Consider the following 12,198-nt stretch of genomic DNA (forward strand, 5'->3'; position numbering starts at 1 on the left):
TCCCTGTGGGAGCGACTTCAGTCGCGACGAGCGAAGAAGTGGATTTCCAGGCTGCAAATGCTGTCGGGACTGAAGTCCCTCCCACAGTGCACCCGACAGCTTGCCGAAAGGTTTCCTGTAAGAGCGGCTTCAGCCGCGACGAACGGAGTCAAAAACCGCAACGGTTTCGGTGAAGGATCGAAGCTGACAGGGCCCTAGAACCACGGCAAGCCATCCAACGGCAGCATCCGTGCACGCTTGCCGGCACTCGAACCCGTCACTCGGCCTCGCCGCGCGCCTGCGCGCGCGCCTGGCGGATCAGCGCCTTCATCAGTTCGCGATCGGTGTGTCGGGACACCGGGACCGCGCCCAGCCGGATCGCCTCGTCGCGCAAGGCCGCGGGCACGTCGTAGTGCGCGCCGCTGAGTTTGTTCTGGAAGGCGCGGCGGGGAATGCCCAGCCGCGCCGCCATCGCATGCAGCTCGTCCAGCGTGTCGGCGAGCAGGTGCCCCCAGCGCTGGCCGCGCCAGGGATGCACCGCATCGTCGATGTAGACCGCCATCGCGTCCGATCAGGCCGGCTTGTGCTTGCCGTGGGCATCTGCGTCGTCGGCGTCCGCCGCAGCTGGTGTCGCCACGTCGCTTGCGGTCGCGGTCGGTTCCGCATCGGCGGCGTCGCCGGCATCGGCGGTCGCACCGTCCTCGCCGTCAGCTTCAGCCTCGTCTTCACCATCGCCATCGCCCTCGGCGAACTCGGCGACCAGCGCGTCCAGGTACTCGGCCGCGGTCTTGCCTTCGTCGGCGGCAAGGTCGTCGATCATCTGCTGCAGCTGGGTCGAGTAGTCCAGGGTGATGGTGTTGCCTTCCTGCTCCTGCACGTTGGCCAGGTGCTTGAGCATCGCCAGCATCGGCACCGGATTGTCGGCATTGCCCATGGTCTGGCCGCCGACCGACAGCAGCCATTCGCTGCCCTGCAGGCCGATCGCGGCCAGCACCCGGCCGCTGTCGTCCTGCAGCACGGCGTGGTTGGCGATGGGCTGATCGCGGCCCAATCGGGCGAAGGCACGCTTGGGCTGCTGCTTCTTGCGCTTGTCGCGCTTGGCTTTGGATTGCTTGGACACGTTCGTCTCGTTCGCGGATTGACGGTCATTGTAAGCGGACGGCCGGGCATGACCTTCGGCAGGCTTGACTACAGGTGTAGCCATGGATACGTTGACTACAGTTGTAGCCATCCAGTTCTGGCAGTAAAGCGCTCTGCCGGTGTCGCCGTTGGGCGGTGCGAGACCTGCTTCGCCGCTCCCGCCGGCGCGCACTGCCGCCGGCTTAGCCGACTGCGGCTACACCGTCCATCCGCCAAGCCCACAAGGAGACGCGTCATGCAGTCGAACATCCCATCCTGGCGCCACCACGCCGCATTGCTGGTCCTGGTCAGCGCCGCTGTCGCTGCGATTCCGTCGGTGCGTGCGAGCGCCCAGGAGACGGCCAGGCACATCGTCGAACCGGCCGAACCACCTGAACCGCCTTTGCCGATCGTGCCGGTGCCGCCCGTAGCGCCGCCGGTCCCGGCATTCCCGGACCCAAGCGTGCCGGCACCGCCCGCCGCACCGGTACCACCCGCACCACCGGCGCCACCCATGGTCCCCGCACCGCCCAGGCACATCGCCGGCGCGCAGCGTGTCGCGACCGCTTCGAACCTCACCATCACGTCCGACGATCGCCGCAACGCGTCGGTGCTGTTCGACGGCGACGGCACCAACATGTATGGCAGCAGCGACGACCTGCGCAAGGCGCTGCGTGCGCGTCGTGGCGACGAGACGCTGTGGTGGATCCGCAGGGACGGCAAGCACTACGTGGTGCGCGACGCGGCCACGATCCAGAAACTGAAGGCGGCCTACGCGCCGGTCGCGGCGCTGGGACGGCAGCAGGGCGAACTCGGCGAGCAACAGGGGCGGCTGGGCCAGCGCCAGGGTGAGCTCGGCGAGCAGCAGGGCGCCATCGCACAGCGCCAGGCGGGCCTGGCCGAGGAGGACGCCAAGGCCGCCAGCGCACAGGCGCGGCGCGCCGCCAACGGTGGCCAGGGCGCGTCCGGGTCGGCGCCACGCACCGATGCGGCGCAGGCCGACTACGCGCGGCAGATGCAGGCATTGGCCGAGCGCCAGTCAGCGCTGGCCGAGCAGCAGGCGGGTTTCGCCAAGCGGCAGGGGATGCTGGCGCAGCGCCAGCAGGTCGCCAACGCGGCGTTGCAGCGCGACATCGAACGCATCGTCGAGCAGGCGATCGCGCAAGGCGTGGCGCAACCGCTGGCGCAGTGAGCGCTGCGGCGCGAATGCGGAGTGCAATGGACAGACAGCCAAGTGTGCCGCCGCTGGAGCGCCTTTTCGCAGCCGGTGGACCTGTAGGAGCGGCTTCAGCCGCGACCGGAGCTTTCCAGGCAACGCCCGGTCGCGGCTGAAGCCGCTCCTACAGGGCGGGGTCGGGCGCCGACAGTGTCAGCGCTGCGCCGGACCTTCGGCGGTGGCCGTCGCCGTTGCCGGAGACGGCGCCGCCCCGCCTCCCGGCTTGCCGCCGGTGACGCGGTTGACCGCGCGGATCGCTTCGCGGGCGGCGTCGGCGGCGGCCTCCGGGGAGGTGGTGCGCGGCGGCAGGATCGCCACCGTCGCCGGCTTGGCCGCAGTCGCCGCCGGCGCAGCGGCATTCGCCGCCGTGGCCGGAGTCGCAGTCGGAGTCGAAACACTAGCCGGAATCGTGGCCGTGGCCGGCGAAGGCGCGGCGGCCGCGGCCGCGCCCAGGTCCGGCACCTTGGTGTCGGCATCGCTCTGCGGCTTGCCCAGCGCCACCGCATGATCGCTGCCGGCCAGCGCCGCGTCCTCGGCGTCCTTGGTCATCACCACGATGCTGATGCGGCGGTTGATCGGGTTGTCCGGGGTCTGCTTGTCGAACAGGACCGACGAGGACAGGCCGACCACGCGCGAGACCTTGTCCTCGCCCATGCCACCGGACACCAATTCGCGCCGCGCCGCGTTGGCGCGGTCCGCGCTCAGTTCCCAGTTGCTGTAGCCGCTCTTGCTGCTGTACTGGGTGACGTCGGTGTGGCCGGTGATGCTGATGTGGTTGGGCACTTCGTTGATGAAGCCCGACAGCTCATGCAGGATGTCGCGGGTGTAGGGCTTGAGCGCCGCGCTGCCGATGTCGAACATCGGCCGGTTCTCCTTGTCCACGATCTGGATGCGCAGGCCGTCCGGGGTCAGGTCCAGCAGCAACTGGTCCTTGAACGGCTCCAGCGCCTGGCTCTTGTCGATCGCTTCCTTCAGGTCCTGCATCAGCGTTTCCAGGCGCTGCTTTTCCTTCTCGCGTTGCGCCGTCTTGCTTTCCGTATCGCCTTTCAGGCTCTTGCTGCCGAACGGATCCTTGTTGTCGCCGCGCTGCATGTCCGCCGAGCCGCCGAGCTTGATCATCGAAGTGCTGGCGCCGCCGGGACCGGCCATGCCGGGACTCGGCGCCGGGCTCTTGCCCTCCAGCGGACTGGGGTTGCGGAAGTATTCGGAGATCGCCATGCGCTGTTCCTTGGTGGTGGCCGCGACCAGCCACAGCACCAGGAAGAACGCCATCATCGCGGTCACGAAGTCGGCGAAGGCGACTTTCCAGGCGCCGCCATGATGGCCGCCGCCCTGGACTTTCTTGACCCGCCGGATGACGACGGTGGCTTTGGTTTCGGGCATGGCGGCGGCGCTACTTGATCGTCTTCAGGTGCGTCTCGAAGTCCGAGAAGCTCGGCCGCACGTTGCTCGGCAGGGTCTTGCGCGCGAACTCCAGCGCGATCTTCGGGTTGTAGCCGCGCAGGCAGGCCAGCAGTGCGGTCTTCACCGACTCGAAGATGCGGCTGTCCTGTTCGGCGCGCGCTTCCATCGCCGCTGCCAGCGGCGCGACGAAACCGTAGGCCAGCAGGATGCCGAGGAAGGTGCCGACCAGCGCGGCGCCGACGTGGTGGCCGATCTCCTCGATCGGGCCGCCGATGGAACCCATGGTGATGACGATGCCCAGCACCGCGGCGACGATGCCGAAACCGGGCAGGCCGTCGGAGACCTTGCTCAGCGCATGCGCCGGCGCCATCGCCTCGTGGTGGTGCTTTTCCAGCTCCAGCTCCAGCAGCGGCTCCAGTTCGTGCGGCTCGATGTTGCTGCCGATCATCAGGCGCAGGCAGTCGGTGATGAAGTCGAGCAGGTGGTGGTCGGCCAGCACCTTCGGATAGGTGCCGAAGATCGCGCTCTCGGCCGGCTTCTCCACGTGGTCTTCCAGGGCCATGAAGCCATCGCGCCGCGCCTTGTTCAGCAGCTCGTAGATCAGGGTCAGGGTGGCCTTGTAGTCGTCGGACTTGTACTTCGGGCCCTTGAACACGCCGGCGATGTCGACGAAGGTCGCCTTGACGATCTTGGCCGGGGTGCTGACCAGAAACGCACCCAGCGCCGCGCCGCCGATGATCAGCAATTCGTAGGGCTGCCACAGCGCGCCGAGATGGCCGTGCGACAGCACGTAGCCGCCGACCACGCTGATGATGACGACGAGGAACCCAACAATGATGAGCATGGCGGAAGCAGCCTGCGAGCCGAGAACGGGGATACCTCCATTTCGGCCCGGCGGCGGCTTTCTGAAGGCGGCGCCGCCGCGCCGCGCGTGAAAGCGCGTGTGAAGACGCCGCTAGCGGCGTCCCCGCCGTGGCTGCGTACGCCGGCGTTTGGTGCCCGCCTCAGCCGATGACGCCGCTGCCCTGGCGCACGCACTTGAGCACTTCGCGCTGCCCGGACAGGGTGAGCGTGGCGGCGTCCTGCGGCTGCTCCCAGAACGCGTTGCCCTGGGCATCGGCGTAGCGCGCGCCGCTGTCGGCATCGACCCGGTGCATGTGCAGGGTGCGGCCGTTCACCAGCAGCGCCACCCGCTCGCGCGCCGCATCGACGTCGGCCTGCACCGCGCTGTCGCCGCACTGCCAGTGCACGCGCAGCGCATCGGCCTGCACCTCCGGGTCGGTGGCCGGCGCACCGGTGGCCGCGCCTGCGGGTTGCGTCGCTGCCGGCGCGGCGGTGGTCGCCGGCGCGGGGGCGCGTCCGCACGCAGCCAGCGACAGCGGTAGAAGCAGCGAAAACACCAGGATGGGACGCATGCCGGGTCTCCTCTCGATCTTCGCGGCGCCGCGGCGCCGCCGGTCAGGCCGGTTCGGTGTCGCCGCCGCCGCGCTGCAGCGGGTTGGGCAGCGCCTGGCCCTGCTCGGTGAACTGCAGCGACACCGAATTCAGGCAATGCCGCTCGCCGCTGGGCGGCGGACCGTCCGGGAACACGTGGCCGAGATGGCTGTCGCAGCGCGCGCAGACGATCTCGGTGCGAATCATGCCGTGGCTGGTGTCGCGGATCTCGCGCACGTGCGCCGGGTGGTAGGGCGCGAAGAAGCTCGGCCAGCCGGTGCCCGAGTCGAACTTGGCGCTGGAGCGGAACAGCGGCAGCCCGCACAGCCGGCAGGTGTAGACGCCTTCCAGCTTGTTGTCCAGGAACACGCCGCAGAACGGCGCCTCGGTGCCGTGCTGCAGCAGCACCCGCCGTTCCTCGTCGTTCAGCCCGGCGACCAGGCGATCGCGTTCGGCGGAAGTGGGGGGCGTGAGGTCGAATCGGCTCATGGCGGGCGTGCCTTCGCGTCGGAGAGAGTCCATGCACAATGTGGGCGGACCGGCGACGATCAAGCCGCCGCGTTCACTCCGTGCGCAGGCGCCGCGCGCTAGGCTGCATTCCCGAACCGGAGGGAGGAGTGCCATGTCGATGCCCCATCTGTGGCTGCTCTCGCTGTGCGTCTTGAGCCCGGCGATGGCCGCCGCGCAAAGCCTCCAGCCCGCGCCGAAATCGCCGACCGCCACGCGCCAGGCCACCACCGTGCAGCCGGCGCCTGCGCCCGTGTCCACGCGACCAGTGACGCCGCCGCCGACCGCGCCGATGCCCAGCGGCCTGGGCCAGCGCGCGCAGCCGGCGCCGATTCCGCAGCAGGGGCCGTCGCGTCCGGCCGCACCGGCGTCTACCGCCCCTGGCACCACGCCGGCGCCGGCCAAGGTCTACGATCGCAGCGGACGATTGATTCCGGGCGCCGTGCAGGCAGGCCCCAACCGCGTACTGGACACCCGCAGCGGCCGTTACTACAGCACCGTGCCCAGCGGCGACGGCCAGCGCATCGACGACTAGACGCCGGTCGACGCTCCGCGCATGGCCATGGCGTGAACGCATCGCCAACGCTCCGTGATCGCAATCCTCACGAACCGCTTCCTAGACTGCCGCGACGCAGGTGCCGTCGGTGCCTGCGCCGTACCTTCGCTAGGAGAACCGATGAGCAAGCTTCCCGACAACACCCTGGTGGTCGTCGCCGATCGCGTCAGCGCACGCCTGTTCCGCACCACGCTGGCCGGCGAGACGTCGTTGCTGGAGCAGACCGAGGTGCTGAGCCCCACGCCGATCGAAGGCGTCGAGGACGGCGACCGGCCGATGACGATGGACGAGGCCGGCTTCGTCCGCCAGCTCGCCGAGCGCCTGTACCAGAACGCGCTGCGCAACGACTTCGAGCACCTGGTGCTGGTCGCCGACCCGCAGACGCTGGGCCAGCTGCGGCCGCTGCTGCACAAGGAGGTCCAGAAGCGGGTGGTGTCGGAATTGGCCAAGAACCACGCGCACACCTCGCGCGACGAGCTGGAAAAGCTGCTCGCCTAAGCGCGTCCATCGCGCAGGCCGATACGACAGGCGCTATGCATTGCGCCCCTCCTTCTCCCCTCGGGAGAAGGTGCCCGCAGGGCGGATGAGGGTACGGACACACCGGCGCGCCACCCAACGTCGCGCATGGTTCGGGACGACAACGGCGTGCTGCCTCGGCTATCGACTTCCCGTGCCGCCGTACCCTCACCCCAACCCCTCTCCCGCAGGGAGAGGGGAATCATGGCGTCGCTGCCGTACCGCACGATTGAGCCATTGCAGCGCGCGGCCACACGTCGCGGTGCCTCCCTTCTCCCCTCGGGAGAAGGTGCCCGCAGGGCGGATGAGGGTACGGACACACCGGCGCGCCACCCAACGTCGCGCATGGTTCGGGACGGCAACGGCGTGCTTTCCCGGCTATCGGCTTCCCATCGCTGCCGTACCCTCACCCCAACCCCTCTCCCGCAGGGAGAGGGGAATCATCGCACTCAGTCGGCGATCGGCAGGCTCAGCGTCTCCTTGACCTCTTCCATCACGATGTAGCTCTTGGACTCGCGCACGTGCGGCAGGGTCAGCAGGGTGCTGCCCAGCAGCTTGCGGTAGGAGGCCATCTCGCTGATCCGCGCCTTGAGCAGGTAGTCGAAATCGCCGGAGACCAGGTGGCACTCCAGCACGTTGGGCAGCTTCAGCGCCGCGCGGCGGAATTCCTCGAAGATGTCGCCGGACTTGTAGGCCAGGCTGATCTCCACGAACACCAGCAGGCTGGCCTTGAGGTAGTGCGGATCCAGTCGTGCGTAGTAGCCGGTGATGGCGCCATCGCGTTCCAGGCGGCGTACCCGCTCGGTGCACGGTGTGGTCGACAGGCCGACCCGTTCGCCGAGCTCGGTGAAGGAGATGCGGCCTTCCTGCTGCAGGATGCGCAGGATCTTGCGGTCGATCTTGTCCAGTTCGCGGGCGCGTGCGGCCATGGCGCGGGTCTCGATGGGCTGGGGCAGGGAATTGGCCTGGCGGCCGATCGAAAATCAGGGGAAAATCCTGGGTTGAGCTTCCTATACTGCGCCTAACCCCATCCATGGCGCCATCCAGCCAGGGATTTGATCCGACGAGGTAAGTGCATGCGGGTTCTGGTTCTGGGCAGCGGTGTGATCGGCACGGCCACGGCGTGGTACCTGGCCCGTACCGGCTGCGAGGTGACGGTGGTCGATCGCCAGCCCGCGGCCGGGCTGGAGACCAGCTATGCCAATGCCGGCCAGGTGTCGCCGGGCTACGCCTCGCCGTGGGCGGCGCCGGGGGTGCCGCTGAAGGCGCTGAAGTGGCTGTTCCAGCGCCACGCGCCGCTGGCCATCACGCCCACCGCCGACATCCGCCAGTACCTGTGGCTGGCGCAGATGCTGCGCAACTGCACCGCCGAGCGCTATGCGATCAACAAGGCGCGCATGGTGCGGCTGTCCGAATACAGCCGCGACTGCCTGGACCAGCTGCGCGCCGACACCGGCATCGAATACGAAGGCCGCCAGCTCGGCACCACCCAGCTGTTCCGCACCCAGGCGCAGCTGGACGGCGCGGCCAAGGACATCGAGGTGCTGCGCGAGTACGGCGTGCCCTACGAACTGCTCGACCGCGCCGGCATCGCCCGCATCGAACCGGCGCTGGCCAGCGCCCCGGCCACCCTGGTCGGCGCGCTGCGCCTGCCCAACGACCAGACCGGCGACTGCCGCCTGTTCACCCAGCGCCTGGCCGCGCTGGCCGCCGCGGCCGGCGTGCAGTTCCGCTACGGCGAAACGATCGACGGCCTGCTCGCCGATGGCGATCGCCTCGACGGCGTGCGCATCGGCGGCCGCCTGGAGCGCGCCGATCGCTACGTGGTCGCGCTGGGCAGCTATTCTCCGCAGCTGCTCGCACCGCTGGGCATCCGCCTGCCGGTGTATCCGTTGAAGGGCTATTCGCTGACGTTGCCGATCCGCGACGCGGCGCTGGCCCCGATGTCCACCATCCTCGACGAAACCTACAAAGTGGCGATCACCCGCTTCGACCAGCGCATCCGCGTCGGTGGCATGGCCGAACTGGCCGGCTTCGACCTGTCGCTGCCGGCGCGGCGCCGCGCCACCCTGGAAAACGTAGTGAACGACCTGTACCCGCGCGGCGGCGACCTGGCCCGCGCCGAATTCTGGACCGGGCTGCGCCCGGCCACCCCCGACGGCACCCCGGTGGTCGGCGCCACCGGCTACCGCAACCTGTTCCTCAACACCGGCCACGGCACGCTGGGCTGGACCATGGCCTGCGGTTCCGGCCGCTACCTGGCCGACCTGATCGCCTCGCGCCAGCCGCAGATCAGCGGCGAGGGCCTGGACATCTTCCGTTATTCGCGCGGCGCCTCGGCGCCCGTCGCAGAGGCAAGTTCGTGCGCCCAGCCCGTGCGTTGATCGATCTCCACGCGTTGCGCCACAACTACCGCCTGGCCCGGCACCTGGGCGGCGGCAAGGCGCTGGCGGTGGTCAAGGCCGATGCCTACGGGCACGGCGCGGTGGCGTGCGCGCGCGCGCTGGAAGCCGAAGCGGACGGCTTCGCGGTGGCCTGCATCGAGGAGGCGCTGGAGCTGCGCCAGGCCGGCATCGCCGCGCCGATCCTGCTGCTGGAAGGCTTCTTCGACGCCGACGAGTTGCCGTTGATCGCCGAGCACCGCTTGTGGTGCGCGGTGGCCTCGCCGTGGCAGGTGGAGGCGATCGCCGCCTATGCCGCGCCGCAGCCGCTGTGCCTGTGGCTGAAGCTGGACAGCGGCATGCACCGGCTGGGCCTGGCGCCGGACGCGTTCCGCGCCGCGCACGCACGGCTGAGCGCGCTGCCCCAGGTCGAGCGGCTGGTGCTGATGAGCCATTTCGCGCGTGCCGACGAGCTGGACAGCGCACGTACCCTGGAGCAGGCCGAGGTGTTCCGCCAGGCCACCGCCGGCCTGGCCGGCGAGACCAGCCTGTGCAATTCGCCGGCGCTGCTGGGCTGGCCGCAGCTGCGCAACGACTGGGCGCGCCCGGGGTTGATGCTGTACGGCGCCGACCCGTTCGCCGCCAACGCCGAGCTGCCGGGCGAGCTGCGCCCGGTGATGACCTTGCGCTCCAAGGTGATCGCGGTGCGCGAGCTGGCCGCCGGCGAGCCGGTCGGCTACGGCGCGCGCTTCGTCGCGCCGCGGCCGACCCGGGTCGGCGTGGTCGCGATCGGCTATGCCGACGGCTATCCGCAGTTCGCGCCGAACGGCACCCCGGTGCTGATCGACGGGGTGCCCGGCGAACTGATCGGGCGGGTGTCGATGGACATGCTGACCGTGGACCTGACCGAGCACCCGCAGGCCGGCCTCGGCAGCGACGTGCAGCTATGGGGCGCGCAGCCGCGGATCGACACCCTGGCCGCGCGCTGCGGCTCCAGCGCCTACCGCCTGCTGTGCGGGCTCAAGCGCGCGCCGCGGCAGTATCTGGGCGGCTGAAGGCTGCGGCCGGCCGGGCGCTTCGCACGCGCTCCCGCTTGGCGCAGCGCAATGCCTGATCCGCGCCGCGCTTTTGCAGGAGCGGCGTCAGCCGCGACAAACGGAGCGATACACCTTGCGGATTCGGATACCGTCGGGCCTGAAGCTCCTGCAGAGCCGCAGCATGCTGGCCGCAACCGACCGTGGGAGCGACTTCGGTCGCGACGAGCGCAGCGGTGGATGTGCTGCGTCCGCGCCGCGTCGGGACTGAAGTCCCTCCCACAGGGGCGCCTCCAGCCTAGTGCTCTGCTCTGTTGCAGGAGCGGCGTCAGCCACGACGAACGCAGCGGCAGAATTTCCGGCTTCGGAAACCATGGGGGCTGGAGCCCTCTTGCAGACACCCAGCCCACTCGACGCACGTTCCTGCAGGATCGGCTTCAGCCGCGACAAACACCAGCGCGCGAAGCCACCATGCGCCGCTCAGCGCTCAGCGCTCAGCGCTCAGCCATCGCCGCGTCGTCGCGGAACTCGCGGCGCAGCCAGTCGTCGAGCATCCGCTTCTCGTAGCGCAGCGGGTCGGTGCTCATGCCGATCGAGCTGTTGAACAGATAGCTGGTGTCGAGCAGCTTGCGCTCGCCCTGCTCCAGCACCTGGCCATCGGCGCCGCGCAGGGTGAACGTCAGGCTGATGCGCGGCGGGTAGATGTCGCGCATCACCCGCACGTCGTTCCACTGCACGCCATGCCAGGGCTCGTAGTCGCCGGCGCGCTTGATGTCGGTCAGTTCGACGTCCAGGCGCTGGCCGGGCGCCAACTGCTTGCCCGCGCGCTCCTGCAGGTATTCGGCCAGATCGCGTACCCAGTCGCCGCGCTGCGCTTCCCAGCGGTTGCGGCTGTGGCGCAGTTCGGTGAACGTGGTCGGGTCGGCCCAGCGCACCTGCACCGGGCCATCGCCCTCGATGGCGCGCGGGGCCTGCGGATCGGTGACGTTGCGGGTCTCGGCGGAGGCTCCGCCCGCCAACAGGCAGGCCAGGGCCAGCGCCGTCCAGGCGTATCGGATCTTCATGACGGATCTCCACGAGGGGTGCAGGTCAAGTGTGTGCCTGCGCGTGCGCCGCCGCAATCGGGTCGGCGCCTGCAGGCGGCGGCGTTGGCACCCGATTCATGCTCGCCGGGCCATGTGACGTGCGGTTCACGCTGCGTCGCCGCGTACTTCACGGCGCGCGCGCGACGATGACGGCCACAGACACGTTGATCCGGGGATCGCATGAAGATGCCGCTGTTCCACCATGCGCACGCCGCGGGCGATGTGCGCCTGCAGTTCATCGACTGGGCCAAGCGCAACGGGCACAGCCCGGCCAGCGGCGCGGCCAGCTTCGTCGAGCAGCAGGCGAACCTGGACGAGGCGGCGCGGCAGCTGCGGCTGGCGCCGGGCGAGGACGTGCGCCAGGAACTGCGCCGTTATCTGGCCTCGCTCGGCGAGCAGCAGGACGTGGCGGTGCAGTTCCCGCCGATCTATGCCTTCCGCAGCCCGCAGGGGCAGAACTTCCGCTATTCGCTGACCCTGGTGCTGGCCGAGAGCGGAGTCGAATGGAAGGCGCGGGTCTGGACCGGCCTGGAGTACCTGGGCCTGATCGTCGGCCGCGGTGCCGGTCCGCGCGCCAATTACACGCGTCTGGCGCGGATGGCGGTGGAGCACGAGCTGAGCAGCGACAGCCCCCGCTTCACGCTGGGCTAGAGGAGGCCGCATGTCTTACGCAATCGCACCGGAAGATATGGCCGCGCCGGAGCAGTGCCGCCAGCAATGCCGGCAACTGGGCGTGGCCCGGGTCCAGCAGATCCTGGACCAGTCGCCGCCGCCGTCCTGGCGCGAGGAGGCCGAGCGCTGGCTGGAAGAGCAGGCCTTGCGCAGCGCACGGATGACGCAATGGGGCGTCATCGCCGGCATCGCGCTGTCCCTGCTCGGGATCGTGCTGGTCGTCGCATTCCTGTGGTGAGCCGCGGGGTCGTGCCGGCGGGGTTCCGGCTTGACGGCAGCGGAACGGCTTAACAAG

Annotated in this window: 15 protein-coding genes; 7 read left to right on the plus strand and 8 right to left on the minus strand. The window is 69.7% G+C overall.

What is annotated here, in order from left to right; genetic code table 11:
- Nucleotides 1-256: 256 nt before the first annotated feature.
- Nucleotides 257-541 carry a DUF4031 domain-containing protein gene (locus J2Y70_RS09195; protein ID WP_263397062.1) on the minus strand — a complete coding sequence of 95 codons (285 nt, stop codon included), beginning with the start codon at nucleotides 539-541 and terminating at the stop codon, nucleotides 257-259.
- A 9-nt stretch (nucleotides 542-550) separates the two neighbouring features.
- Complete coding sequence (locus J2Y70_RS09200; RefSeq protein ID WP_309916292.1) at nucleotides 551-1,099, minus strand: hypothetical protein; 549 nt, start codon at nucleotides 1,097-1,099, stop codon at nucleotides 551-553.
- Nucleotides 1,100-1,612: 513 nt separating this feature from the next.
- Here J2Y70_RS09200 and J2Y70_RS09205 point away from each other — a divergent pair.
- A complete protein-coding gene (locus J2Y70_RS09205) occupies nucleotides 1,613-2,290 on the plus strand; it encodes a hypothetical protein (protein WP_309916295.1) in 678 nt (225 codons plus the stop codon).
- Nucleotides 2,291-2,467: 177 nt separating this feature from the next.
- Here the strand turns inward: J2Y70_RS09205 and motB are convergent, their stop codons facing one another.
- From motB to msrB, 4 genes are all read right to left on the minus strand, one after another.
- Nucleotides 2,468-3,697: a flagellar motor protein MotB gene (motB, locus tag J2Y70_RS09210; RefSeq protein ID WP_309916298.1), complete on the minus strand. Its 1,230-nt coding sequence runs from the start codon at nucleotides 3,695-3,697 to the stop codon at nucleotides 2,468-2,470.
- 10 nt (nucleotides 3,698-3,707) lie between these two features.
- Complete coding sequence (gene motA, locus J2Y70_RS09215; protein ID WP_263397068.1) at nucleotides 3,708-4,562, minus strand: flagellar motor stator protein MotA; 855 nt, start codon at nucleotides 4,560-4,562, stop codon at nucleotides 3,708-3,710.
- Between the two features lie 160 nt (nucleotides 4,563-4,722).
- On the minus strand, nucleotides 4,723-5,133 hold the full coding sequence (locus tag J2Y70_RS09220) for an MliC family protein (RefSeq protein WP_309916301.1): 411 nt from the start codon (nucleotides 5,131-5,133) through the stop codon (nucleotides 4,723-4,725).
- 43 nt (nucleotides 5,134-5,176) lie between these two features.
- Complete coding sequence (gene msrB / locus J2Y70_RS09225) at nucleotides 5,177-5,641, minus strand: peptide-methionine (R)-S-oxide reductase MsrB (RefSeq protein ID WP_263397070.1); 465 nt, start codon at nucleotides 5,639-5,641, stop codon at nucleotides 5,177-5,179.
- A 133-nt stretch (nucleotides 5,642-5,774) separates the two neighbouring features.
- Between msrB and J2Y70_RS09230 the strand changes: the two genes are divergently transcribed.
- Nucleotides 5,775-6,194 (plus strand): hypothetical protein, encoded by a 420-nt coding sequence (locus J2Y70_RS09230; RefSeq protein WP_309916304.1) that lies wholly within the window; start codon nucleotides 5,775-5,777, stop codon nucleotides 6,192-6,194.
- A 141-nt stretch (nucleotides 6,195-6,335) separates the two neighbouring features.
- Nucleotides 6,336-6,713 carry a host attachment family protein gene (locus J2Y70_RS09235; RefSeq protein ID WP_263397072.1) on the plus strand — a complete coding sequence of 126 codons (378 nt, stop codon included), beginning with the start codon at nucleotides 6,336-6,338 and terminating at the stop codon, nucleotides 6,711-6,713.
- Between the two features lie 467 nt (nucleotides 6,714-7,180).
- Here the strand turns inward: J2Y70_RS09235 and J2Y70_RS09240 are convergent, their stop codons facing one another.
- A complete protein-coding gene (locus tag J2Y70_RS09240; protein ID WP_263111051.1) occupies nucleotides 7,181-7,660 on the minus strand; it encodes an Lrp/AsnC ligand binding domain-containing protein in 480 nt (159 codons plus the stop codon).
- 147 nt (nucleotides 7,661-7,807) lie between these two features.
- On the opposite strand from J2Y70_RS09240, the gene J2Y70_RS09245 reads away from it, so the two are divergent.
- Together J2Y70_RS09245 and alr are read left to right on the plus strand one after the other, a co-directional pair.
- Nucleotides 7,808-9,115 carry a D-amino acid dehydrogenase gene (locus tag J2Y70_RS09245; protein ID WP_263397073.1) on the plus strand — a complete coding sequence of 436 codons (1,308 nt, stop codon included), beginning with the start codon at nucleotides 7,808-7,810 and terminating at the stop codon, nucleotides 9,113-9,115.
- Entirely contained in the window at nucleotides 9,094-10,167 is a 1,074-nt protein-coding gene (gene alr / locus J2Y70_RS09250) for an alanine racemase (protein WP_309916311.1), read from the plus strand. Before J2Y70_RS09245 ends, alr begins: the two co-directional genes overlap by 22 nt.
- Nucleotides 10,168-10,640: 473 nt before the next feature.
- Here the strand turns inward: alr and J2Y70_RS09255 are convergent, their stop codons facing one another.
- Nucleotides 10,641-11,210: a DUF3016 domain-containing protein gene (locus J2Y70_RS09255; protein ID WP_263397075.1), complete on the minus strand. Its 570-nt coding sequence runs from the start codon at nucleotides 11,208-11,210 to the stop codon at nucleotides 10,641-10,643.
- Between the two features lie 201 nt (nucleotides 11,211-11,411).
- Here J2Y70_RS09255 and J2Y70_RS09260 point away from each other — a divergent pair, with 201 nt between their 5' ends.
- Complete coding sequence (locus J2Y70_RS09260; protein WP_263397076.1) at nucleotides 11,412-11,882, plus strand: hypothetical protein; 471 nt, start codon at nucleotides 11,412-11,414, stop codon at nucleotides 11,880-11,882.
- Between the two features lie 10 nt (nucleotides 11,883-11,892).
- Nucleotides 11,893-12,141 carry a hypothetical protein gene (locus J2Y70_RS09265; protein WP_263397077.1) on the plus strand — a complete coding sequence of 83 codons (249 nt, stop codon included), beginning with the start codon at nucleotides 11,893-11,895 and terminating at the stop codon, nucleotides 12,139-12,141.
- The last annotated feature ends 57 nt before the right edge of the window (nucleotides 12,142-12,198 follow it).

This window comes from Xanthomonas sp. 1678 (assembly GCF_031455575.1).
Taxonomy (GTDB): Bacteria; Pseudomonadota; Gammaproteobacteria; order Xanthomonadales; family Xanthomonadaceae; genus Xanthomonas_A.